The sequence below is a fragment of the Bacillus sp. FSL R5-0659 genome, from assembly GCF_038008785.1.
GTDB lineage: Bacteria > Bacillota > Bacilli > Bacillales > Bacillaceae > Bacillus > Bacillus safensis.
In genome coordinates this window covers 2,271,482-2,295,640 of the sequence record NZ_JBBOZU010000001.1, presented here as the reverse complement: position 1 = coordinate 2,295,640, position 24,159 = coordinate 2,271,482, and the positions used below count along the sequence as shown (strand labels likewise).

The window sequence follows — 24,159 nt, the reverse complement described above, 5'->3', positions numbered from 1 at the left end:
AGTTTGAATGTGGTGAGAAAGTGATTCTAGAAAGGAGGATTATAAGAAGTGTATTTGAAATATATCCAATTAATGTCAGATGACGATTGTGGGAACATAGCTAGCCAATCCCTTTGTATAACTGAAATGTTTTTATCGGAATTAGGGAAAAGAATTCAAACGAAATATTGTGAGGCTATTGTTTTTATATGTGGATCTTTTAAAGACTACAAATTAATTAGTACTTCTAAAAATGAACCTGACATCTTATTTTTAAAAAATACTTACGAGTTAGAAGTACCCTTCTGTTACAGTGAATTTCAAAATGCAACAAATAAGAAAAAGATCTTAGCTGATACTTTGGAAAAAGCGATGCTCTATCTGTGTGAATTAAAAAATTGGGACATTCAGCTCGTCAAAGCGACATTTCAAAAAATGAAAGAAAAGAAATATAAAGCTGAGATAAAAGGAAAACAAACAAAACTAAGCCCCGATAAAAAAAAGAAAGCATATCCTCTGATCGAGTTAGAACTAAAGCAGTTTACTCTCTATCTTGTCATTGAAGACAAAAAAAGAAAGATATTATCTAAAAAACTAATTGCTAAAACCGATACCTGTTTGGAAGAAATTTCTTATCGTATGCGAGAGCTTAAGTGGTTAACTGATCATGAAGTAGCACTATTCAAACATACAAATAAACCTGTTTATACAAGTTTACGGTTATTGTGATAAGACAAAATGAGAATAGCATAACACTTGTGGAAATCAAGAACGCAAAAATATAAAGGAGTGTATTTTAAATGGGCTTTTGGGAAGAAGAACATAAGAAAAAGAACATTATTTTAGGTGATGACGGGCCAGCTCTTATTGAATACGATTTTTATTCCGAAGCTGATTTGTTTTATAATCCGTATGGAGTCGTCGTATTCAATAAGTAATCTCTAAAATCATGCCATTTTCTACAGTAAATAAATAGATAAGGAGCGACGCAATGTCCATGCATCCGAAAGAATTAGAAACCACCATCCAGTTATCTGCGAAAAAGCGTTATAACTATTTCATCAAAAAGATTGTTGATTTAGAAGAGGTTTGGTCATTAAGCAACGAGAAGGGCTGGGTTATGTCAGAGGATGAACGTGGTGTACCGCAGTTTCATTTTTGGGCGACAAAGGATCATGCCGCTTATTGCGCAATCGATCAATGGGAAAAAACAGTGCCAGAAATGATTAATTTAGAAGACTTTATAGAAGAGTGGCTCCCGGGCATGATAGCAGATGGATTCAATCCGTCCATTTTCTATAATCGAAATAATTCGGTGTCAATTGAAATTCAAACATTAAAAGAAGATATAGAGGAAGAATTAAAAAACTACTAGTTCGACAAGAGTGGAGGTAGTTGTTTGAAACGGCTTGAAGACTTATTTATTCGTTCAGAAAAAGAATTCAAATTCTATCAGAATTTAGTAGATCATGTGTTTGACACAAATAAAAAGCTGCCACAACAAGTCTTCCGTAAGACATTTGATTGTTTTTTGTTTCAAGAGTTTGATTGGGCATTGAGTGATGATATTTTACCAACCATAAAAGAGTTATCAACTGTTACACAAGATAGAGAATTTTTGACTGCAGTCCTTCAACCAGATCCAACCAAATATTATTTGAAGGAATTTGGTTATTATAATTGGCTGAAAGCGAATGTAAACATTTCAAGTGAGGATTATGTAAATGCACTATGGACGCATCCAAAAGAGTCTATAGCAGATGATATCATAACGAATTCGTACATAGTGGTCTGGTTACCGCATTCTTTGCAGTGGGCGATTTGGGCAGATAGAGATATGGAAATTTGTATCATAGGAATGGTATCAACAAAAGATTCTGTGAAAAATAGGTTATTAAAAGAAGGGTGGAAACCAATGGATCACCCTGTTTTAGCAAACTGGTTTGAAGGATTATTGAAGGATCAAAAAACATTCAATGACTATTACACTCAAATGCTTTCTAGTTATGCATAATGCTCCAACCGGTGGAATGGAGAATCAATGACTGATAATAGCCTTATCCGAAGATATGAAAGGAGCATAAAGTGAAAAATTTGTTTATATCCGATCCAAAAGAACTTGAACATGTTCTATCGTTTGTTAATTCGCTCGTTAACAGTACGAAGACATTCCCTGATTAAGTGTTGAAAACAAAAACCCCTCATTATTTATTCGAAGAATTCCATTGGTTGTTATCAGACGATAGCTGGGAGACACTAAAAGATTTGGCTTTGAACCATAGAGATGAATATATACTAATGGCTGTGTTAGATGAGCAGAAGACTATGGATAATTATTATCGTGATTTTGGTTATTATCCTTGCGTGAAAATCCCGTTAAATATCACACCAAGTGATTACCTTGATATCTTAACGGATTACCCGATACATAGTGTAAACGATAGCATGATGAATATTGCTTCACGTGTGATATGGGTTTCCCCTTCTGCAAAATGGATCATTTATGGTGAAAGAGGTTATGAGATAGGAGTATTAGCGACTCATCAATTAGAACATATGAATAAACAATTGCTAAAAACGTGGAGAACTTTAGATGAGATTGTATTAGGTTGGATTTCTGTTGTATTTCGAAATCAGAAACTTCCAGAAGATTTTAAAAATGAATTCATTCAAAATTACACAAATATTGAATAATAAGAACTATAATCTTCTTAAATTTTAACCTACTTAAAAGCATTGAGAGAAAGGTGTAGTGGATCCATGAACACGAGCCAAGATAAACAAGGCTTAATCAATGATTTGAAGCAGCGCTATCAATACTTGTTAGATTCCGCTTATCCAGATGATATCGTCTCTTTTGAAGAAGAAACTGGTATGCCCTCAGATGATTTTTATTTATTTTTTTCACTTGTTGCAGGCAGTTTGAGTTATGTGGTTGATCATAAACGAATACCGAAAAAACAGTTAAACGTGTTACGTCAGTCATTTGAAGAGCAATCCCCTCAAATCAAATCGTTTTACCATATCCTTGAATCGTATCCTTTATTGCATTCCTACGTTCAATACCATGAAGAAACAAGAAAACGAATTATTGCATTTATACAATAACCTCTTGGAGGACAAACAATGACATGGTTTTTAGATGGAAAAATCCAGAAGCAAATCCCTGATTTCGATATCAGTCATCTAAAGCAAATCAATGAATTTCACTACTTTAAAGAGTATAATGAATATGACGACTTGATCAATTGTTTTGCTCTTGCACATCCCATATGAATCTAGTATCGAATTGAATGCTGCTAGTTTATCTACATATCTGCTACTCATGCTTCCCCATCCCAACACAGAAAGGTGCAATGACATTGAATCGAATCTTGAAATGGCTCTTATTTGCGGCGGTCATCGCTGGCTTATTGGTATGCGCATTCTTTGTGTTCCGTTTCAACCAGCCTAAACCGACGACAAACATCCATTATGCAGACACACAAAATAAACAGCAAACCCTCGATATGTATATGCCGAAGGGCAAAGATGAAGACAAAAAGAAGAAGCATCCAGTCATGATCTATCTCCATGGCGGCGGCTGGACAGGCGGCGATAAGAATAGAGTCGCTTCTAAAGCTGATTATTTTACAGGTCAAGGATATGTGTTTGTTTCGATGAATTACAGGCTTCACCCTAATGCCAACTATGAGCAGATGGCAGATGATACGGTAAACGCCATTAAATGGGTGAAGGATCATGCGGATGAGTATCAAATTGATTCATCAAAAATCAATGTCATGGGTCACTCAGCGGGCGGTCATTTGACGGCGCTGGTTGCCACAGATTCGACCTACTTAAAACGTGTGGGGCTGTCGCCAACAACGATCAATTCCATCGTGATTTTAGATGGGCCGTTAAACATCAATCAATTTATACAAGCCATCCCATCGTACAAAAAAGTCTTTGGCAAACAAGAGAAGAACTGGACAAAGGCATCACCTGTCACTTATATGAATCAAAAGAATTTACCACCTGTCTATTTGGTCACGGGCTGGGAAAATCCTGAGGTGTACAGATTTGCTGAAAAACTGAATCATGACAAAGGCTCTCGGTTTGTTTTTCGGGTTCATACGCTGAGCCACAGTGACTTGAACAAATGGTTTGGATCAGACAGAGCGCCAAAAGAAGCACAAAAAATGACGGAGGCTGTGATGGCTTTTGTCAAAAAACAAAATCAATAACGAAGACCATATGCTAGGCAATCCATTTTGTTGCAGTTATGATAAAACCTAAGTGGTTTGTTATTAAAGGAGTGTATGTCGTTGTCATCACGAATGGAAAATAAAGTGTTTAACTGCGAAAAAGAGCTGACGCTGAATATTATCGGTGGTAAGTGGAAAATGCTGATTTTATGGCACCTTGGCAGAGAAGGGACAAAACGTTTTGGTGAGTTAAAGTCGTTAATGCCTGGGATTACGCAAAGAATGCTTGTCAATCAGCTAAGAGAATTAGAGGAAGATCACATTGTGCACCGGGAGGTTTATCCTGTCGTCCCGCCAAAGGTTGAGTATTCTCTCACAGAACTAGGAGAAAGCTTAATGCCGATTTTAGAGGCGATGTATGATTGGGGAAAACAATATCTCGACAGCAATTTCTTAAAAGATGATAAATAGAAAGACGATTGTAGGCAAAGGGCTAAAATAACTTTATTTTAGCCCTTTGTCTTTACCCTGAGATACTGCCCAAAAGACAGTATCTTTTTTGTAACCATATGCGGAAAAGTATAGTATGTAAAAAAAAAGTGCGTACTTACATTGCGTCATTCCTGTTGTTATACTCATTTCATCGTTCAAGATGCATCATCCGCGGAGCTCTTGAAGATGAGATGAAAAACGGGAGTGAAAGTTGATGAAATTACAATTAGCATTAGATTTAGTGAATATACCAGAGGCAATTGAGCTGATCAAAGAAGTAGAAGCATCCATTGATGTGGTCGAAATTGGGACACCTGTTGTGATTAACGAAGGGCTTCGTGCTGTAAAAGAAGTCAAGCAGGCTTTTCCGAATTTACGTGTACTTGCTGATTTGAAAATTATGGATGCTGCCGGCTATGAAGTGCAGCAGGCATCTGAAGCTGGAGCAGATATCGTCACCATTCTTGCAGCGGCAGAAGATATGTCTATTCAAGGAGCGGTGAAAGAAGCGAAAGCAAGAGGAAAACAAATTTTAGTTGATATGATTGGCATCAAAGATATCGCAGGCCGTGCAAAAGAGCTGGATGCGCTTGGAGTCGATTATATTTGTGTGCATACAGGCTATGACCTGCAAGCGGTTGGTCAAAATTCATTTGCTGATCTTATGACGATTAAAGAAGTTGTCAAGCAAGCGAAAACAGCGATTGCAGGTGGAATTAAGCTTGATACGTTACCTGAAGTCGTGAAATTAAACCCTGATTTAATCATTGTCGGCGGCGGTATTGCAAGCCAGGACAATAAAGCAGAAGTGGCTGCACAAATGAAACAGCTGATCGCACAATCATGAAGACCAGCGACTATGTGAAAGCCATTTTAAATGAGCTTTCTGATCATTCGTCTGCCATTCAAGACGAACAAGCAGAGCGTCTGGTCACAAGTATTTTATCTGCACAAAAAGTCTTTGTGACAGGTGCGGGCAGATCTGGCTTGATGGGAAAATCGTTTGCGATGAGACTTACTCATATTGGCGTCAAGGCATATGTAATTGGTGAAACGAATACGCCTTCTTTTACAGAAGAGGATCTTTTGATTGTCGGGAGCGGCTCTGGCCGTACAGAGTCTTTACTCGTCCTTGCAAAAAAGGCAAAAGCAATTGGCGGAAAAGTGGCAGCATTCACGCTTTCTGCTGAGTCACCTTTAGCTGATCTATCGGATGAAGTCATCTTATTGTCAGGTGCACCGAAGGATCAACAGGAAGGAAACCATCATACCATTCAGCCAATGGGCTCACTATTTGAGCAGTCGCTTCTTCTGACATACGATGCGGTCATTTTAAGGTTAATGGAAATAAAAGAGCTCGACACACATAAAATGTACGGTCACCATGCAAATTTAGAATAGGTATTTTCAAAGCCTTTCCTTTCTTAAAGGAGAGGCTTTTTCATTTAAATCAAGATCAGAATCTTGACATCATCTATTTGATGTAACTATAATTGTTACATCGTTAAAGAAAAAGTGCAGCACGGAAGGAAGATGAACATGAAAGTACAAATTTGGTCAGATATCGCCTGTCCTTTTTGTTATATAGGAAAAAAACAGCTGGAAACAGCGCTAGAACAATTTCCAGAGAAGGAACAGGTAGAGATAGAGTTTAAAAGCTTTGAGCTTGATCCACATGCACCTGTTGATGTCGATCATGACGTTCACGATATGCTCGTCAAAAAATATGGCATGAGCCGCAGCCAGGCCATGGCGATGAATGAGCAGGTGAAGCAGGCCGGTAAAGAGAAAGGAATTGATTTTCAATTTGATCCGCTCGTGTTGACAAACACCTTTGATGCCCATCGATTGGCGCAATATGCTGGTCAAATGGGGAAAGGCGATTTCATCATGGGAGAGCTGTTTCAAGCGTATTTTACAGATGGAAAGCATGTTGGTGACCGTCAAACTCTTTTAGACATTGCAGAAAAAGCAGGTCTTGACTTAAAGGAAGTAGAGCAAGCTCTTGACAGCGAGGAATTTGCAGATCATGTACGAGAAGATGAAAAAGAAGCGAGACAGCTTGGTATTAATGCCGTACCATTTTTCTTAATCAATAACAAATATTCAGTGGCAGGTGCACAGCCAGCAGATACGTTCCTGCGCGCACTTGAAACAGCTTGGACAGAGGAAGCAGCTCAAGCAGAGAAAGCTGCTGACAATGCGTTTGAAGCGGCATGTGCAGATGGCGTATGTGCGGTGCCTTCCCCTAAAGAAGAGGCATAATAGATATGTTCCCTATCTTTTTATAAGATGGGGATTTTTTATTGATTCATGATGGATGAGGGGAAACACATGTATTTCATTTCAGGGATCCGACCCATTCACGCCTTATGCTGGAATCTAAAATAAAATGAGCCACTTGGAGTAAGGGCTCATTTTATTCGTTTGATCGTTTCACCTGGAACCAATTCAGGCTCGTAAAACGTTTGATCAGGGAGATTCTTTTTCCCTTGTACTTTTTTAATCATCCAGTCTGCTGCATCACGGCCCATTTGCTCCTGTGGATGGGTCAGTGTTGTCAGCTTCACATGGGCATTTTTCTGGGCAATATACGAATTATCCTGTCCAATAATCGAGAGATCATCTGGAATGGACAGCCCGATTTCGCTGCATACGCTGGCGACTTCTAACCCCACCTCATCGTTATAGCAAACAAGGGCGGTCAATTCATGTCTGTGCGCCAACAGGAATGTGTGGATTTGCTCCCCCAAATGCTGCTTCGATTCTGTATCGAAAAAGAGCACATGCTCAGGCAGAAAATTAAGCTTCGCTTCACCTAGCGCTTGAATATAGCCCTTCATCCGATATTTTCCCTGTAAATCATCTGTTTTTGAAATAAGTCCAATTTGCTGATGGCCCGAGGTGATCAGCTCTTTTGTGGCTAAATAGCTGGACTTCACATCATCTAAACAGAGAAAAGGAACCTCTAGCTGCTCATAATAGGCATTGATCATAATGAGCGGTACATCCTGTTCTTTAAAGGATAAGTAGTACGAAATGTTTGGATTATATAAATTGCTTTTCGTCGGCTCGACAATAAGTCCGTCCACCCCAAAAGACAGCATCATTTCCAGCGCTTTTTTCTCCTGCTCAACATCGTTATTTGTGCTTGCCAGTAACAAGGAATAGTTCTCTTCGTTTAATCGGCTTTCAATGCCTCGAATGATGGAAGGGAAAATGTAATCGGATATGTATGTTGTAATGACCCCAATCGTTTTCATATGTGCATGTCCCGCAGGTTTTGTTTGAAATTGATTGGTCACAAATGTGCCTGAACCTTTTTCGCTGCGCAAAAATCCTTCGCTGGACAATTCCAAAATGGCTTTTCGAACTGTATGTCTGCTTACTTGATACATGTCTTGCAGGCTTGATTCGGTTGGAATGCGCTCCCCGATCCGATAATCCCCTGTGAGTATTTTGCTTTTTATATCATCAATAATGATCTGGTACTTCTTTTTCATCGTTTCACTTCTTTCTCAGTTGATCATCTACTCGGATTGAGAAGAAATTGTATGGACATATTTTAACATGGTTGTCGAATCAAAAACAGGCGCTTTCATTTTCTGTCATGATCCCTCCAGAAAAAATGCAGGTTTTTGTCACATAATGTATGTACAACTATATTTATTATTGACATATGTACGTACAAATATTATATTGTGATTGTACCAGAGAATCAATGAATCTAGAAAAACAAAATTGAAACCGCTATCAAAATGGGGGTGAACGTAGATTGAATCATAAAGAGACGGCCAAAGCCTTGAAAGAAGGACGGACATCTTTAGGCATTGAATTTGGTTCAACACGAATTAAAGCGATTTTAATAGATGAGGAATTTCAGCCAATTGCACAAGGTGCATATGAATGGGAAAGTTTTCTCCAGGATGGAATTTGGACGTACAACTTAATTGATATCATTACAGGTCTGCAAGTGGCCTATCGAGAGATGAAAGAACAGGCTGAGCAAAAGTATGGTGTGACCATTCAAACCATTGGCTCAATCGGGGTATCAGCGATGATGCATGGTTATGTGGCATGTGATCATACCGGAGAGGTTCTCGTTCCGTTCCGAACATGGCGGAATGCAACGACCATCGAGGCGAGTCAAAAGCTGACAGATGTATTTCAATTTCATATTCCAGAAAGATGGAGTATTGCTCATTTGTATCAAGCGGTATTAGAAGAGGAAAAACATCTATCCCGATTAGAATATATGACCACTTTGTCTGGATATATTCACTGGCTGTTAACCGGAAAGCAGGCCATTGGTATTGGCGATGCATCAGGGATGTTTCCAATTGATGACGAAACGAAGGACTACAATGAAGAAATGATCCAGCAATTTGAAGCATTGATTGCAGAAAAAGGCTACCCGTGGAAGCTTCGCCACCTTTTGCCGCGTGTCTATTTAGCAGGCGAAGAGGCTGGCGTGTTAACTACAGCAGGAGCTGCCATTTTGGATCAAGGAAAACATTTGCAGCCAGGCATTCCATTTTGCCCGCCGGAAGGTGACGCTGGAACGGGAATGGTGGCGACAAACAGTGTAGAAAGACGGACTGGGAATATTTCTGTTGGGACATCTGTTTTTGCCATGATTGTGCTAGAGCAGGATCTAAAAGGTGTCTATCCAGAAGTGGATCTTGTCACGACGCCGGATGGACTGCCAGTTGCCATGGTTCATGCGAATAACTGTACAAGTGACCTAAACGCTTGGATGAATATATTCAGAGAGGCATTTGAAGCACTAGGCATGCAAGTGGAGTCAGAAAGGTTATACGAGTCCCTATTGCAGCAAGCTTTAGAAGCAGATCGAGATGGCGGCGGACTCTTAAGCTATGGCTATTACTCTGGTGAAAATATTACGAGACTGCCAGAAGGAAGACCTCTTTTTGTCAGGTCTCCTGAAAGCCGCTTTAACCTCGCTAATTTCATGCGCACCCATTTGTTCTCCGCTTTTGGTGCTATGAAAATAGGCATGGACCGGTTAAAGGAACAGGAGCATGTAGTGATTGACCGCTTACTAGGACATGGGGGATTATTTAAAACACCGCTCGTTGGACAAAAAATGGTTGCCGCAGCACTGAATACACCTGTATCAGTCGTTTCAACAGCGGGAGAAGGTGGTGCGTTTGGGATGGCGGTCCTTGCTTCATATATGGTCCATCATCATCAGCAAACATTGGCTGAATTTCTTACCCAACGAGTATTTGCCCATACATCAGAAGAACTCATGGAGCCCGATCCACTCGATGTCAAAGGCTTTGACGAATTTTTAAAGCGCTATCAAAAGGGGCTTCCGATTGAAGAAGCGGCAGTAGCGCATCTGATGCCAAAGAAAGGAGTGACGACGGTATGCTAGATCGCTTAAAAGAAGAAGTGTATCAAGCAAATTTAGATTTGCCAAAATACGGACTTGTGAAATTTACATGGGGCAATGTCAGTGCATGTGATCGTGACAGTGGTTTGTTTGTGATTAAGCCGAGCGGCATAGCGTATGACCAACTATCAGCAAAAGATATGGTCGTGGTGAACTTTGACGGTGAAGTGGTGGAAGGAGAATTCAGTCCTTCGTCAGATACAGCTACACATGCAGTTCTTTACAAACACTTTGAGGAAATTGGGGGCATTTCACATAGCCATTCTATGTGGGCAACCGTTTGGGCGCAGGCAGGTCTTGATTTACCAGCAATGGGCACAACACATGCCGATACATTTTACGGCGCCGTTCCGTGCGCTCGTTTTCTGACAGAAGAAGAAGTCAATCGCGGTTATGAGGTAGAAACCGGCCGGCTGATCATCGAAACATTTGAGAAAAGAAACCTAGATGTCATGGCGGTGCCGGGTGTATTGCTTCAGGGGCATGGTCCGTTTACATGGGGGAAGGATGCAAAAAGTGCGGTCACAAACAGTGTGATTTTAGATGAAGTTTCCAAAATGAACCTTTTTGCCAAGCAATTGAACGAATTTGCGGAGCCATTGCCGCAGCGAATTTTAGATAAACATTACTTAAGAAAACATGGAAAGCATGCGTATTACGGACAAAAACCTTCAATATAAAGAAAAGAGGGATATCTATGTTAACAAGTCAGAAAAAAGAATTTTGGTTTATCGTTGGGTCACAGCATCTATATGGTGATGAAGCACTGCAGAAAGTAAAAGCAAATGCACAAAAGATGACAGATGCCTTAAATGAGAGCGGTTTACTTCCTTATCCCGTGATCTTGCAGGAGCTGGCTGTCAGCGCCGATCAAATCACAAAGCTAATGAAAGAGGTCAATTATCGCGATGAAGTCATTGGCGTGATGACGTGGATGCATACATTTTCTCCAGCGAAAATGTGGATACGTGGCACCAGCCTTTTGCAAAAACCTCTTTTGCATCTTGTCACACAATTTTATGAAAAGATCCCTTGGGACACGATTGATATGGACTATATGAATCTTCATCAATCCGCACATGGAGATAGAGAATATGGCTATATCAATGCACGTTTAAATAAACAAAACCAAATTGTAACCGGTCATTGGTCAAAGCCTGAAGTGCAGCAGCAAATTGCTGATTGGATGGACGTTGCGGCTGCCTATCATGAGAGCTTTCACATCAAAGTAGCCCGGTTTGGTGACAACATGCGGCATGTGGCCGTGACAGAAGGCGATAAAATCGAAGCGCAGATTCAATTAGGATGGACCGTTGATTACTTTGGAATAGGCGATCTCGTCGAATATGTAAATGCAGTAGAGGAAGAAGAGGTAGATGCATTATTTGCTGAGTATTTAACGCAATATGATGTGAATTATGGAACGTATTCAGTTGACGAATGGGAAAAAAGTGTCAAGGTGCAGGCGCGATATGAGATCGCCATCAAACGTTTCTTAGATGAAGGCGGCTATCATGCCTTTACAACAAACTTTGAAGATTTACATGGGATGAAGCAGCTGCCTGGACTTGCGGTACAGCGGCTGATGGCAAAGGGATACGGCTTTGCTGGGGAAGGCGATTGGAAAACGGCTGCACTATCCCGCTTATTAAAGGTGATGAGCCATCATCAATCTACTGGCTTTATGGAGGACTACACATATGAAATGACCTCTGGGCAGGAAGCAGTGCTGCAATCTCATATGCTGGAAGTAGATCCAGCGCTCGCCCATACAAAACCTGTCATTGTCGTGTCTCCACTTGGGATTGGAAACCGGGAAGATCCAGCACGTCTTGTATTTGATGGAAAAGCAGGCGAAGGTGTCGTTGTCTCCATAGCTGATTTTGGAACACATTTTAAATGGCTGATACAAGAAGTCGAAGCCTTTAAACCGGAGGAAGCGGCACCTCATTTACCAGTTGCGCGTGTATTGTGGAAAATCAAACCGAATTTTCAGGATGGCGTCAAAGCATGGATTAAGCAAGGGGGAGGCCATCATACAGTCGTGTCTCTCAATTTAACGGTTGATCAAATTGTTCAATTTGCAAAGCTTGTCAATGCAGAATATGTGGTTTTATAGAAGAAGGGTGAAAGGTCTTCTACTGTTTACAGTGGAAGCACAGGGAGAAATGAAAGCGGTTAATTAAGTGAGGGGGTCATCCACTTGGAGAAAAAAGTGTCAAGCAAATTTATCTTCTTTTTCGGGTCCTTTGCAGGCATCTTATTTGGGTATGATATTGGTATTATTGCAGGGGCAGAAGGACATATTCAGGAAGAATTTCAGCTCAGCCCATTATGGCTTGGAATTGTTGTCTCTTCATTAATGGGCGGGGCCATCATTGGCTCGATCTTAAGCGGTCTCTTAGGGGATAAATTTGGCCGCAGAAAACTCATTTTGGTCTCATCCGTTATCTTTTTTGTCGGGGCTATCGGATCAGCTGTCGCACCAGAAGAGATTTCACTCACCATCGCTCGGATCTTTTTAGGGACAGCAGTAGGAACAGCCTCATCATTGGTTCCGGCTTACATGTCTGAAATCGCTCCTGCTAAAATCCGCGGGAAATTATCTGGACTCAATCAGCTCATGATTGTAACTGGACTATTGCTCAGCTATATTGTCGCGTTTGTGTTTGAACCCATCCCAGACAGCTGGCGCTGGATGCTGGGAAGTGCTGCTTTATTTGCGATCGTGCTTTATATTGGCATGCTGAAGCTTCCTGAATCTCCGAGATATTTGATTAAACACGGAATGGCTCATAAAGCACGAGAGGTATTAGGATCACTGCGTTCTTCCCGTGAAGAAATCGATTCAGAAATGCAGGAAATCTTAGAAGTCGCCAAAGAAGAACGCTCGGGTATTCGTGAATTGTTTCAAAAGAAATTCAGAATGGCTCTTTTCATTGGGGTTGGAATGGCGACCCTTCAACAAATTCAAGGCGCGAACTCCATTGTCTATTATGCAACGAGTATCGCTCGGAATGTAGGCCTTGCGCCGCAGGTCGCCGCAGGTTTTACAGTCATTGTCGGTGTCATTTTTGTCGTCACGACCGTGATCTTTTTACAATTTGTTGACCGCTTCGATCGCCGAACGATTCTCACCGTAGGGGGATCGGGAATGGCTCTTTCTTTCTTTGCTCCCGCCGCATTAGGTGCACTTGGCGTCAGTGAAGGAATTTTAAACTGGGTGACATTGATTTCACTTTGCTGCTTTATTTTGTGCTATGCCTTCTCGTGGGCACCGATCACTTGGATCATCATTGGCGAAATCTTCCCGCTATCTGTCAGAGGCATCGGAGCAGGTATCTCTTCTGCCTTTAACTGGACCGGATCGTTAGCAGTTGGACTCGTATTCCCTATCCTGGCAGATCAATTCAGCTTTGGAGTTATTTTCTCATCATTTGGCGTCATCTGCTTAATCGGACTATTATTCACCCGATTTGTGCTAGTCGAGACAAAGGGAAGAAGCTTAGAGCAAATCGAAACCGATATGGCTGCACGTGTATAAATTTAAGAAAACCATCTACCCACACGGGATAGATGGTTTTTTTACTCAAGCGTCTGTTTAAGCTCATCTGGCAGTAAATCAATTAATTGATCATAGGAAGACAAATCCAGCACTTCAATCAGCGCATAATATTTCGCGTAAATTTCACTCAGCTGATCAGGATGATTGGTTTGATATTGATTCAGATGTAATTGAGTTAGTTCTAGTGCAATGTCTAGCTTGTTTCGTTCGAATGGCTGTGTCGTGTTAATCATATCGTGCACCTCTTATTTGATGATGTGTAGAGAAAATACAGTGAATAAAAAGAGCTTATGTGTTGTTTTCATGGATGACCTATCTTCTCAATATATCATTTGTATAATATGTTAAAATTGTCCTTTTGTAAATAAAAAGAAAACTAGATAGAAAGTGGATTTCTTTAAAAATAGACATGCATCTAATCACGAAAGGTAACTCTAACATACGATAGAGTGTAAGTGAAAGACAACTTGAAGGGGTGTTAAGATGAGCCGAAATCGATTAGATGATTTCTTCTTTGGACCTCGCCGAGAAGAAACGGTTGTTTTCCCCACACGTCAAATTGTCAACACAAGAACGAATGAACAAACGATCAGAAAAATTCATCCAACGCATATCACAAACGTCAATAAAAACATTAAAAGAATAGAAAACTACTATCCGGTCACTGAATCGACTCACAACGAGTATATTGTAGAAGAATACGATTGCGGCAGTGATATCAAAAACCCTTGCTGCCGTCCGGTGAAGCGCTGTAAGTGGTAGTGAAGGGGCATCCTTTTATGGGATGCCTTTTTATATTCAGGAATAAAATTTTGATCCAAAGTTCTTTTCAAGATAAAATTGGAAGTATCCATCATTCTTTTGGAGGTGATTTTCTGAATATTCGATTGTTAACAACAGATGATGCTGAAGAATATACAGCACTCAGACTAGAAGCACTGCGAGTAAATCCAGAGGGTTTTGCGATGAGCTATGAGGAAGAGCAATTCAATACAAAGGACAAATATAAAGCGCGTTTTGCTTCGGTGCAATCTATGTGGACATTTGGCGCTTTTCATCAAGGGCAGCTTGTGGGGGCAGTCACGCTCATCCAAGAAACTTTGCAGAAGTTAAAGCACCGAGCGAATCTGACTGCCATGTATGTAACACCTAGTGCTCGCGGAATGGGAGCAGGCAATGCCTTAATGACGAAAGCTCTTTCCTTCGCGCAAGAACAGCAGGACATCGAGCAAGTGTATTTATCAGTGGTGACAACTAATCATTCAGCAAAGCCTCTATCGCTCCGTTGGATTTGAGTCGTACGCTGTTGAAGAAAAAGCGTTAAAATGGGCTGATACATATGCAGATGAGGAAAAAATGGTTTTATTTTTATCATAGACTGGAGGAGATAGAAGTGAATCAACAGGCCATGCGCATTACGTTAGCAGCAGGTCCCAATAGTGAGCTGGAATCTTTTGCACTGCGTGCAGCACTTGAAAACTTCGGCGCGAAAGTCGATATGCATTGGATCGGAAGACCGAATGACCTGATTCATGTGTTATCTGGTAGAAATAGAGGAGAAATAGATTACCTTCTTTTATCGTTTCATGGTGAAGAAGGAGCATTTATCATGCCTGAATTAGGGGAAGATGTATACGAAGATGAAGAGCCTAGGGATACTGCTTTTGGAGCGGATGAAATCAAGCGGTATGCTTCCTTAGAAGGAGTTCATGTTATTTCTACAGGCTGCACACTAGGAGAGAAAAAACTAGCAGATGCTTTTTTAGAGGTAGGAGCTACATCTTATTCGGCGCCGGACGATTACATTGATGGGAATGCAGCTTTTATCTTTGTGCTGACCATGATGTACGAGCTCATGAACAATACAAAGACAGTCAGAGCGGCATTTGATCGAGCACGTTCAATTGATGAAGAAACGAAATTATTTCAACTATATATGCAAAAGTAATCAAAGGACTGAGAAATCAGTCCTTTTTTATTCCTCTCTAAAAAATGTGTCGAAAATGTGACAATTGTGTGATTTGCAAACTAAAAAGGGGTCATGCAAAGTCTATCCTACAAACACACGTCATTCAGGCATGACGGCATCACGAGAGGAGAATCATTGTGTCAATTAAATGGAAAGTCAGTCTCGTCCTATGCGGACTTGCGATGATCATAGGAATCGCCGCGTTTTATCATAATCAGCAGGCAAGCGGGACAGAGAAGAAGAAGGTAGCACCAGATGCGAGCTATAAAGAAGTTGAAATTGTGACCCTCGTGAATGACGGGAGATACTTGAGATATGCTGTGAACTATCCTGTGTTTCATCAAAAAAAGCTAGATCAAGAGATGAAAAGATTTGCAGAAACAGCGCTCGATAAATTCAAAACATCATTTAGTGAAGCAAGTGATGTCGATGAAGATCATCGATACGAATTAAACATAGATTACGAGATTACTCATTATGCCAAACAAACTGCTGCGATCAAATTCAATACATATGAATTGAAAGGCGGAGTAAAAGGCGCACATGAAACGAAGATATTCAATTTTGATTTCAAGAAACAGCATTTTTTATCGATAGATGATCTATTTTTATCAAAGAAAGAAAGTCTGAAAAAACTTTCTCAAATGACATTTGAGGAGTTAAAAAAAGATCGCTCTCTTGCTGAAAACAAGCATTTGCTTAAACAAGGAACATCTCCTGAGGCAGAGCATTATCAGTATTTTGCCATAAAAGATCGTTTTATTGAATTCTACTTCCCAGCAGGGCAAATTGCACCAGACAAGAAAGGCCCTCAAGTGCTGGCGATTAAGAAAACACTGCTTAAAGGAATGTTAAAGCCAGAATACATCAATAAAGAAAAGAACAAAAACGAGAAAAAAGAACCGATCGCAAAAAGAAAGATTGTAAAACTGCCTAAACAGCGAATATTTAACCCACATCAAAAAGCCATTGCCCTTACATTTGATGATGGACCAAATCCATCAACGACTTCAAAAATCTTAACAGCTTTAAAAGAAAACAAAGGACACGCGACATTTTTTGTATTAGGCAGCAGGGTTCAATATTATCCCGATATGCTAGGTGAAATCAGAAAAGGTGGAAATGAAATCGGAAATCATTCCTATAACCACCCTTTACTCACAAGACTGCCATTAAAACAAGCCATCAAACAAGTAGAAGATACGCAGCAAATTATTGAAAAAGCTAGCGGATTCACACCCACTCACTTTAGACCGCCATATGGTGGAACAAACGGACAGATCAACGAGGCTGTCAACATGAAAGTTACGCTTTGGGACGTTGATCCTGAAGACTGGAAATATCGCAACAGCCAATACGTCGCAAACTACATTCTTTCACATGCGTCTAGCGGAGAAACCGTCTTAATGCACGACATCTATGACACCTCTGCCAACGCAGCTGTCACGATCATCAAGGAATTGACCAAACAAGGATATCAGTTACTAACAGTATCGGAGCTTGAGCAGTGGAAGGAAGCCCGGGCGAAAAAGGTGAATTGAATACGTTAAAAAGATGCGAGTCTTAATGGATTCGCATCTTTTTTAAAGCATATTATGAAGATAAAGGGAAAATATGTTAAAGTTATAGAAAGGGAGGGCTTCGAATGGTATTGATGAGGTTGATCAGCATATATATGCTGACAGTGTTTAGTTTGGGATTTGTTATAAACTATGTACCTGGTTTGATGCTGCCCATCTATATTCTTGCGATGATTGGGCTCATTTTATGTCTCGGTCATATTGCGCTCCATTATATTCGGCGAATTAGATATATGTTGTTTGAGGAAAAACGGTAAGATTCCTCCTATGGAAAAAAACCTCCTGCTAGTTGCGTGAGGTTTTATTTTTTTTATGTTCTAACAGTTTGATGATTTTCCCGTTTGGTGCTTTGATTTGTCTCAAAAGAGAAACGAAATTCCCCGTAAATCGTATGAGGACAATAAGTAACATGATGATCATCCACAAGCAATGACCTCCAATCGGTATGAAGGATACAGTACAATAAGAGTGTATAAAATGAACAGTTCATGCCATCTATTCGACTATTGGTGTGAATGGAGAATGTTAAGGGGGATTCATTTGAAACGAGTAGACGTGGTTTCAGCTATTATTTATGACGAGGAAGAAAATATATTAACGGTCAAGAATGTAAAGGGATATTGGGAACTTCCGGGCGGTGCTGTGGAAAAAGGTGAACACCTGCAGCAGGCTGTCATCCGCGAAGTGAAAGAAGAGACAGGGTATGCTGTCAAAGTAAATGAACTTCATTCGGTTCGAGAAGCATTCTTTCAAGATAAAAAGCATCATGCGCTGATCATTACGTTCTTTGCGGAAATGATCGGGGGAGAGATGAACATTCTAGATCCGGATCATGATATTGAAGAAGTAAAATGGGTCAGCACTCAAACCTTTCAAAAGCTAAACCCAAAGCTATATCACATGCTAAAATTAAACCAACAAACGCAAGCTTTTTATGATTTTGAGGGAAATAGAACAATTGGTTAAATCCAAATTGATATAGGCATAAAGGAGCGATATGGATGTTTTTATACTACGGCCCCACAGGAGCTCCAGTAGAAAATCCGGGAGAAGAATTCATGAAAAAGATCTTCTTCCAGGAGAGTGAAGAGTATTGGAAACAAGGTAACGGGGAATTTTCCATTGAGTTAGAGGAAGATGGGGAATGCGAAAGTCTAGTTTTCTTTTATACTGAACCGTATGGATTCTTTATCATCAGATATCCAGATTTTTTAGTCCCTTTTCAAAAGGTAGAAAAGATCGAAACGATCGAGCATTTGGTCGCTGGATCACCATTGTGTGTGCCATCGTGCAGCTATGTCGACCGCAATCAGGCGTATCAAATCATTCAACATTTTTTAACGACAAAAAAGGTACCTGACTTTGTTGATTGGGTTGAGTTGAGGAATATTCATTTTCAGCATAATGTGAAAAGTTAGGGGAGTAAGGTGAAAGTGTGTACAAATGAAAGAATACATAGTTTAGATGAGAGTATGCATTTACATGTAGGATATTATGAACAAGGTTATGATTATGAAGGCGTCTTTTTTAAGAGTTTAGAAACAGGAAGATGGTTATTGTTTTTTGATCAGAAAAGTTACGGGTTGAATCTCTTAAAGAGTTATGAGGAATACGACCATTTAGGCTTATTCATTGGGGAATATCCAATTGAAGATGATCAAATTGAAGAGGAAGGTCAGCGATTATTTGAGCACTTTTTAAAAGGAAATGGCATAGTGGGATAAATGAATGGATCTTTAACTGACCTTACTTTTCATAAACATGTACTGATTTTAACTTTCTACCGATAAAATTAGCAGATACAGGTGTTAATTGTTTTTCTCTTGCCCAAACAGAAAGTTGACCGATATGGTGAATTTCGTGGGCAATTATATGATGTAATATTTCATTTTTAGTGTATTCACCTTTATCCCAAGGAACTGTTACTATTCGATCTTGTTTTCCATCTAAATGAGATTTTAAAAATTCAACTATTTCATGTCGTAAAGTAGTTGAGAGTGTTTTTACTTTCGCCAGAGTCTTGTAACCATCAAAATCTAATACCACGTCTTCTTTACCCTGAATACCACGAATCCAACTATATTCAACATCCATAATGTGAAAAAGAGTGTATAAAATACTCCCTACTCCACCTATGCGGTCTTGTAGCAACTCTTCTGTTGTTAGTTGATTACACCAGTTAACCCATTCGTCTCTAACCTGCCAGTTGTACTCAAAAAACTTAATCATTATGATCACTCCAAAGTTAAATTGTTTGTTTAATTACTGCTATCTCTTAAAGATATTCTTGTTGAATTAAACGACACAATGTACATGATCTGGTGTCAGTTTAGAAACAATCATACTATCAACCTTGTTTTCATAACATGGCCCTTGGAAACTGTTACGTTTATAGGGTCTCTTGCAGCACTTTTTGGTAAGTTGTAGTTTATCTACGATTACTAACCCCGAATATTTGTTCTTATATTGATTATACTAAGCTTTCTGACAGGTATCAAATAACAACATTTAAAATTGATTAGCAAGAATCCATGAAGCATTATATTTTATTTTTTCGTATTTAAATTTTTTAAGCATAAATGCAGAATACAATATTTATATGCAAATCGCTTTGCCATCATTTCCTGCAGCTCTCTAAATAGTGGGGCATGATGAATAGATTTCCTTCATGTCTTAGTTCATGACCGACCAAAATCTTGCCATTGTTCTTGAGGGCAAAGGCGGTAGCTATTATCAAAAGAAATGCAGAGAGACAGTAGCTTATTGCCGAAATAAAAAACAGACCCAACAAGGTCTGTTTTTTTTAGAAGTTGGAAAGAGTTCATTTTCACTTCCCCTTCTCCCGCTTCCGTTTCTCCTTCTCCGCCCGGTAAAACTCATGAAACATCTTCATCAGCGCCCGCTTCTCAATCCGTGACACATAGCTCCGCGATATCCCGAGCTCCTTGGCTATTTCCCGCTGCGTTTTTTCTTTCTTTAAATCAAGGCCGAACCGACCAACGATGACTTCTTTTTCTCGGCCGTCGAGAATGTCGATATACTCCTTTACTTTTTCAAGCTCCATGTTGAGCTGAATGGTATCGATCACATCTTCATTTTCGGATTTTAAGACATCGATTAATGAAATTTCATTGCCTTCTTTATCCTGACCGATGGGGTCATGCAAGGAGACATCTTTTTTCGTTTTTTTGAGCGCGCGTAAGTGCATGAGAATTTCATTTTCAATACACCGCGCTGCATACGTTGCAAGCTTTGTTCCTTTTCCAGAGGAATAGCTTTCGATGGCTTTAATGAGTCCGATCGTCCCGATGGAGATGAGGTCTTCAGCGTCTTCCCCGGTATTTTCAAATTTCTTTACAATATGGGCGACGAGCCGAAGGTTATGTTCAATCAGCATGTTTCTTGCGTGTTCATCGCCCTGTGCCATGAGGGCTAAGTATTTTTTTTCATCATCTCCCGAAAGGGGCTGTGGAAAGGCATTGTTTTTGACATAGGACACTAAAAACACCAATTCTTTGACCATCAATCCCATCGCTGTAAATACTCCTGCCACGATTTTCACCTCCACCATGTTTAGGCTGCTGCCTATATCCTCAAATGTATGTGAAGGAGGGATTGTCTGTGTCTGTACGATGAAAAAATCATCTTTTTCAAAAAAATCGTGCTTCTGTTCGTCTCTTTTTTATGTTTGCGGTTTCTTTTCGGTGCTTGGCGGTCAAGAAGCGTGCTAAAATATGTAATATTAGACCGAAAAGGAAGGGGTCATTTCGGAACATGGGGAAGGTTCTATCTTCACATGTAGGTATGAAAATTAATGAATGGTATCGAATGATACGGCAGTTCAGTGTTCCAGATGCGGAAATCTTGAAAGCGGAAGTTGAAGCGGAAATTGAACAGATGGAAGAGGACCAGCATTTACTGATTTATTATCAGCTCATGTGTTTTCGGCACCAAATCATGCTTGACTATATACACCCTTCAAAATACCAACCTTTCTCAGTATCTAATCTAGTCGATAAAATCGAAAATTCCAATCATGAGTTATCTGATATGCTGCATTATTACCATGCATTTTTTCGTGGCATGCATGAATTTAGTCAAAAAGAATATTTAGAAGCCGTCAAATATTATCGAGTCGCAGAAAAGCAGCTGTCCATGGTATTTGATGATATTGAGCAGGCAGAGTTTCATTTTAAAGTGGCAGAAGCCTACTATATCATGAAACAAACACATGTCTCCATGCACCATATTTTAAAGGCGCTGGAAATATACGATCAGCATGATGCGTATACCATTCGCATCATTCAATGTCTCTTTGTTATTTCAGGAAATTATCAAGATTTAAAACGAAAAGACCGGGCACTGCCTCATTTAAAAAAGGCAAAACAGCTCGCATCTCAAATTGATCACCCGCGCATATACAGTTCAGCGCTCTATAATTTAGGGAAATGTTATGGCGAGCTTGGCTATAGAGAGGAAGCGGAACGATATTTAACGGAATCCGCTGATCTTGCTCGCAAAGAGCTGCTCCCAACGCTTCCGCATACGCTCTATACGCTGGCGAAGCTGCTTTTTAGACAGAATGAACAGGCGGATGCCCTGCGCATATTAGAAGCTGGGAAATTGGCTGCAAAGAAGCATGAAGACCAGCTGTTCTGTCATATGTTTGAGTATCTGGATGCTTTATATGTTCAGGAAATCAATGAAGACCAACTGCAAAAAACCATTGATTATTTGGAAAAACTTAGCCTATACTCTTATATAGAGGATATCTCACTAGAAATTGCGACAGCCTTAGAAGCCTCTCAACAATACAAAAAGTCCAACCAGTATTATCAGAAATTATTATGGGCTCAAAATCAAATCCAAGAAGGAGAGTGTCTGTATGAATTCTAAGCAACGTTCGACAGTTGAAGAGAGAAACCAAACGTGAAACACAAAGAGCGGGCCAGTATGGCCGGCTTTTTTTATGTGAAAAAGATGTCGATATCCTCATGAGGTTTGCATGAATTGATGAGAAAGCGGGCAATTTAATTGGTAATGATGTTCGGTGGAGGAGGCGGTCGAATGAAAGGTCTGCATATCTTAATGTGTATATGGCTGCTATGTGCTTTTGTTCCTAATAAAGTAGAGGCACGTACATTAAAACGAGTCGATCTTGAAAAAACGGGACGTGCCTTTTGGGACATGAGAGCGGAACGGAAAAAGATTGCAATCACCTTTGATGATGGACCTCACCCAGTGTATACAAATCAAATATTGGATGTGCTGAAGGAGCATCAAGTGAATGCGAGCTTTTTTGTGATAGGGAGCCGAATCCATGCATATCCGATGATCGCAGAACGGATTGTGGACGAAGGGAATGAACTCGGCAATCATACGATGAATCATACGTATTTTGACCTGTTGTCGTCAAAGGAGATCAAGCGGGAATTAAAAGAATCAGCGGCTCATATCGCTTCACTCCAGCCTGGCGGTCCCTTATTATTTCGCCCTCCTGGTGGACGCTTAACAATGAAATCATTCCGCATTCTGTCAAAGCAAGGGTACGATGTGGTCATGTGGTCCTTTACGCAAGATCCGAAGGACTGGTCAAGACCAGGCGCACATAAAATTGCAAGCCGAATTATTGATCATATTCAAGGCGGCGATATCATCCTTTTACATGATGGCGGGGGAAATCGCAAGCAAACGGTAGAAGCATTAAAGCAGGTGATTCCTGAATTAAAGAAGAGAGGCTATGAATTTGTAAAAGTAAGTGAGCTGCTTCACCATGACAAAGCATATATGCCAGTTCAACTGCAATAGTAATCATTCGTCAAAAACAGTCATTCATTGAAACCAAAAGTCTTGTCGTTTACTATATGAAGAGGGCTTTTGGAGGTGAATGTTGTGAAGAAGTATGTTTTCCTACTTATCCTATTATGTGTTGCTGCTGGGTGCTCAAAGCCAGTACAAGAAAGCGTCATTGCATTTGGTGACAGTAATACAAGAGGATCAAACTGGGACTTTCGAGATTATCCAACATCTGAAAAATGGGTGAATCTCATGAAAAACGTCGAGCGCGGCCAAATTCAAGTGAAGAATGCAGGCATTGGCGGGCAGACGACTGAAGACGCGAAACTTCGCTTTGAGCAGGATATTTTAAAACAGAAACCAACTTACGTCCTCATCATGTTCGGTACGAATGATGCGGCGATTTTAGACGGGAAACATCCCCGAGTGACGAAAAAACGGTTTAAAGAAAATTTAACCTACTTCATTTCTGAAAGTAGAAAAGAAGGCATTACCCCGATTCTCATGACCTGTGTTCCTGTTGTAGAAGGCGGGAAAAAGGGCTTGTATTATTACTCTAGATATAAGTCATCTTATTTTGCCGGGAGAGGCGGGGCAAGAGCTTGGCAAAACTCTTATAATGACATCACGAGAGAAGTAGCGAAGGATGAGCAGGTGCCGCTTGTCGACAACTGGAAAGCTTTCATCCGAGAAGCTGGTGAAGATAGTGATCATGCCCTGATTCAGTCAGGCTTGATCGACCCTTCTGGCAATCATATGACACCAAAAGGGGCGAGAATTATTTATAACGAAATCAAAGAGCGTGATGTCATCAAACATTTTTAAATGATGGCCATCTGCCTAAACAAGACCATCCATCCAGCATAGTCTAACAGTATATCTTCCTAGAAGGAGGTAACTGATATGTGGGGATGTCCTTATCCTTACCCTGCGTGTTCGCCTTATCCAGCACAAGGAGCAGGAATCGGTTACGCTTTTCTTGTTGTGTTCCTTGTGGTCATTTTAGTCGTAGGCGGAGGGTTATGGTTTTGGAATGAACAGCCTTGCAATTAAGACACCTCTTCTTTCATCAGAAGGGGTGTTTTTTACGGAAAATAGTAGTAAGCCTATAGCGCAAGTGATATAATATCAGTCACCTGAGTTTAAAAAAGGAGAGTGCTCGGGAGGCATGG

General features: G+C 40.3%; 32 protein-coding genes. 28 read left to right on the top strand and 4 right to left on the bottom strand.

All coding sequences use genetic code 11. The features are described from left to right. Positions 1-48: 48 nt before the first annotated feature. The 12 genes from NSQ72_RS11775 to NSQ72_RS11720 all read left to right on the top strand — a co-directional run bounded on the left by NSQ72_RS11775 (position 49) and on the right by NSQ72_RS11720 (position 6,923). Positions 49-708, top strand: coding sequence for a hypothetical protein (locus NSQ72_RS11775; RefSeq protein WP_341084097.1), 660 nt, complete (start codon positions 49-51; stop codon positions 706-708). Positions 709-779: 71 nt separating this feature from the next. After that, positions 780-917 (top strand): hypothetical protein, encoded by a 138-nt coding sequence (locus NSQ72_RS11770; protein WP_338591841.1) that lies wholly within the window; start codon positions 780-782, stop codon positions 915-917. Positions 918-970: 53 nt separating this feature from the next. Further along, on the top strand, positions 971-1,354 hold the full coding sequence (locus NSQ72_RS11765) for a DUF2750 domain-containing protein (RefSeq protein WP_341084094.1): 384 nt from the start codon (positions 971-973) through the stop codon (positions 1,352-1,354). 24 nt (positions 1,355-1,378) lie between these two features. Beyond that, positions 1,379-1,993, top strand: a complete 615-nt coding sequence (locus tag NSQ72_RS11760; protein WP_341084093.1) for a hypothetical protein — start codon at positions 1,379-1,381, stop codon at positions 1,991-1,993. A 251-nt stretch (positions 1,994-2,244) separates the two neighbouring features. Then, on the top strand, positions 2,245-2,673 hold the full coding sequence (locus NSQ72_RS11755) for a hypothetical protein (RefSeq protein WP_445285745.1): 429 nt from the start codon (positions 2,245-2,247) through the stop codon (positions 2,671-2,673). Positions 2,674-2,739: 66 nt separating this feature from the next. Beyond that, positions 2,740-3,087, top strand: coding sequence for a YxiJ family protein (locus NSQ72_RS11750; RefSeq protein WP_341084092.1), 348 nt, complete (start codon positions 2,740-2,742; stop codon positions 3,085-3,087). 18 nt (positions 3,088-3,105) lie between these two features. Then, positions 3,106-3,255 (top strand): hypothetical protein, encoded by a 150-nt coding sequence (locus NSQ72_RS11745; RefSeq protein ID WP_268474087.1) that lies wholly within the window; start codon positions 3,106-3,108, stop codon positions 3,253-3,255. 80 nt (positions 3,256-3,335) lie between these two features. Next, positions 3,336-4,205, top strand: coding sequence for an alpha/beta hydrolase (locus tag NSQ72_RS11740; protein ID WP_039180131.1), 870 nt, complete (start codon positions 3,336-3,338; stop codon positions 4,203-4,205). A 75-nt stretch (positions 4,206-4,280) separates the two neighbouring features. Further along, on the top strand, positions 4,281-4,637 hold the full coding sequence (locus NSQ72_RS11735; RefSeq protein WP_012010675.1) for a winged helix-turn-helix transcriptional regulator: 357 nt from the start codon (positions 4,281-4,283) through the stop codon (positions 4,635-4,637). A 235-nt stretch (positions 4,638-4,872) separates the two neighbouring features. Then, positions 4,873-5,505, top strand: coding sequence for a 3-hexulose-6-phosphate synthase (gene hxlA / locus NSQ72_RS11730; RefSeq protein ID WP_039180128.1), 633 nt, complete (start codon positions 4,873-4,875; stop codon positions 5,503-5,505). After that, entirely contained in the window at positions 5,502-6,059 is a 558-nt protein-coding gene (gene hxlB, locus NSQ72_RS11725; protein WP_144516106.1) for a 6-phospho-3-hexuloisomerase, read from the top strand. The genes hxlA and hxlB overlap by 4 nt, the downstream gene beginning before the upstream one ends. Before the next feature lie 138 nt (positions 6,060-6,197). Beyond that, positions 6,198-6,923, top strand: a complete 726-nt coding sequence (locus tag NSQ72_RS11720) for a DsbA family oxidoreductase (RefSeq protein ID WP_341084088.1) — start codon at positions 6,198-6,200, stop codon at positions 6,921-6,923. 149 nt (positions 6,924-7,072) lie between these two features. Here NSQ72_RS11720 and NSQ72_RS11715 read toward each other — a convergent pair whose 3' ends face one another. Next, positions 7,073-8,161 (bottom strand): GntR family transcriptional regulator, encoded by a 1,089-nt coding sequence (locus tag NSQ72_RS11715; protein ID WP_341084086.1) that lies wholly within the window; start codon positions 8,159-8,161, stop codon positions 7,073-7,075. Between the two features lie 272 nt (positions 8,162-8,433). Between NSQ72_RS11715 and NSQ72_RS11710 the strand changes: the two genes are divergently transcribed. From NSQ72_RS11710 to NSQ72_RS11695, 4 genes are all read left to right on the top strand, one after another. Continuing rightward, entirely contained in the window at positions 8,434-10,059 is a 1,626-nt protein-coding gene (locus tag NSQ72_RS11710; protein ID WP_341084084.1) for a xylulokinase, read from the top strand. Next, positions 10,053-10,757, top strand: a complete 705-nt coding sequence (locus NSQ72_RS11705) for an L-ribulose-5-phosphate 4-epimerase (protein WP_341084081.1) — start codon at positions 10,053-10,055, stop codon at positions 10,755-10,757. Before NSQ72_RS11710 ends, NSQ72_RS11705 begins: the two co-directional genes overlap by 7 nt. Positions 10,758-10,774: 17 nt before the next feature. Beyond that, a complete protein-coding gene (gene araA / locus NSQ72_RS11700) occupies positions 10,775-12,196 on the top strand; it encodes an L-arabinose isomerase (protein ID WP_151284441.1) in 1,422 nt (473 codons plus the stop codon). A gap of 84 nt (positions 12,197-12,280) precedes the next feature. Beyond that, positions 12,281-13,621: a sugar porter family MFS transporter gene (locus tag NSQ72_RS11695; RefSeq protein ID WP_251180505.1), complete on the top strand. Its 1,341-nt coding sequence runs from the start codon at positions 12,281-12,283 to the stop codon at positions 13,619-13,621. Positions 13,622-13,662: 41 nt separating this feature from the next. Here NSQ72_RS11695 and NSQ72_RS11690 read toward each other — a convergent pair whose 3' ends face one another. After that, on the bottom strand, positions 13,663-13,875 hold the full coding sequence (locus tag NSQ72_RS11690) for a hypothetical protein (protein ID WP_039180104.1): 213 nt from the start codon (positions 13,873-13,875) through the stop codon (positions 13,663-13,665). Positions 13,876-14,125: 250 nt separating this feature from the next. Here NSQ72_RS11690 and NSQ72_RS11685 point away from each other — a divergent pair, with 250 nt between their 5' ends. The 8 genes from NSQ72_RS11685 (at position 14,126) to NSQ72_RS11650 (ending at position 18,915) form a co-directional block, all read left to right on the top strand. After that, positions 14,126-14,404, top strand: a complete 279-nt coding sequence (locus NSQ72_RS11685) for a spore coat protein (RefSeq protein WP_039180101.1) — start codon at positions 14,126-14,128, stop codon at positions 14,402-14,404. 50 nt (positions 14,405-14,454) lie between these two features. Then, on the top strand, positions 14,455-14,937 hold the full coding sequence (locus NSQ72_RS11680; protein ID WP_341084078.1) for a GNAT family N-acetyltransferase: 483 nt from the start codon (positions 14,455-14,457) through the stop codon (positions 14,935-14,937). Positions 14,938-15,035: 98 nt separating this feature from the next. Continuing rightward, positions 15,036-15,590: a delta-aminolevulinic acid dehydratase gene (locus NSQ72_RS11675; RefSeq protein ID WP_341084076.1), complete on the top strand. Its 555-nt coding sequence runs from the start codon at positions 15,036-15,038 to the stop codon at positions 15,588-15,590. A 158-nt stretch (positions 15,591-15,748) separates the two neighbouring features. Beyond that, positions 15,749-17,152, top strand: coding sequence for a polysaccharide deacetylase family protein (locus NSQ72_RS11670; protein ID WP_268502903.1), 1,404 nt, complete (start codon positions 15,749-15,751; stop codon positions 17,150-17,152). A 104-nt stretch (positions 17,153-17,256) separates the two neighbouring features. Next, the gene (locus NSQ72_RS11665) at positions 17,257-17,448 is read left to right on the top strand and encodes a hypothetical protein (RefSeq protein ID WP_039180094.1); all 192 of its coding nucleotides are present in this window, start codon (positions 17,257-17,259) and stop codon (positions 17,446-17,448) included. Between the two features lie 283 nt (positions 17,449-17,731). After that, the gene (locus NSQ72_RS11660; RefSeq protein WP_341084073.1) at positions 17,732-18,157 is read left to right on the top strand and encodes an NUDIX hydrolase; all 426 of its coding nucleotides are present in this window, start codon (positions 17,732-17,734) and stop codon (positions 18,155-18,157) included. A gap of 35 nt (positions 18,158-18,192) precedes the next feature. Then, a complete protein-coding gene (locus NSQ72_RS11655) occupies positions 18,193-18,609 on the top strand; it encodes a hypothetical protein (RefSeq protein WP_341084072.1) in 417 nt (138 codons plus the stop codon). Between the two features lie 9 nt (positions 18,610-18,618). Then, entirely contained in the window at positions 18,619-18,915 is a 297-nt protein-coding gene (locus tag NSQ72_RS11650) for a DUF3986 family protein (protein ID WP_341084071.1), read from the top strand. A gap of 22 nt (positions 18,916-18,937) precedes the next feature. On the opposite strand, the gene NSQ72_RS11645 is transcribed toward NSQ72_RS11650, so the two are convergent. Both NSQ72_RS11645 and sigK read right to left on the bottom strand, forming a co-directional pair. After that, positions 18,938-19,420, bottom strand: coding sequence for a DinB family protein (locus NSQ72_RS11645; protein WP_341084069.1), 483 nt, complete (start codon positions 19,418-19,420; stop codon positions 18,938-18,940). 598 nt (positions 19,421-20,018) lie between these two features. After that, a complete protein-coding gene (gene sigK, locus NSQ72_RS11640) occupies positions 20,019-20,747 on the bottom strand; it encodes an RNA polymerase sporulation sigma factor SigK (RefSeq protein ID WP_034738387.1) in 729 nt (242 codons plus the stop codon). Between the two features lie 218 nt (positions 20,748-20,965). On the opposite strand from sigK, the gene NSQ72_RS11635 reads away from it, so the two are divergent. The 4 genes from NSQ72_RS11635 (at position 20,966) to NSQ72_RS11620 (ending at position 24,040) form a co-directional block, all read left to right on the top strand. Further along, positions 20,966-22,087: a response regulator aspartate phosphatase gene (locus NSQ72_RS11635; RefSeq protein WP_041086294.1), complete on the top strand. Its 1,122-nt coding sequence runs from the start codon at positions 20,966-20,968 to the stop codon at positions 22,085-22,087. A 171-nt stretch (positions 22,088-22,258) separates the two neighbouring features. Beyond that, positions 22,259-22,999 carry a polysaccharide deacetylase family protein gene (locus NSQ72_RS11630; RefSeq protein ID WP_047201930.1) on the top strand — a complete coding sequence of 247 codons (741 nt, stop codon included), beginning with the start codon at positions 22,259-22,261 and terminating at the stop codon, positions 22,997-22,999. A gap of 84 nt (positions 23,000-23,083) precedes the next feature. Further along, complete coding sequence (locus NSQ72_RS11625) at positions 23,084-23,812, top strand: SGNH/GDSL hydrolase family protein (protein ID WP_047201979.1); 729 nt, start codon at positions 23,084-23,086, stop codon at positions 23,810-23,812. 78 nt (positions 23,813-23,890) lie between these two features. Then, a complete protein-coding gene (locus tag NSQ72_RS11620; protein ID WP_162842499.1) occupies positions 23,891-24,040 on the top strand; it encodes a hypothetical protein in 150 nt (49 codons plus the stop codon). Positions 24,041-24,159 lie beyond the last annotated feature (119 nt).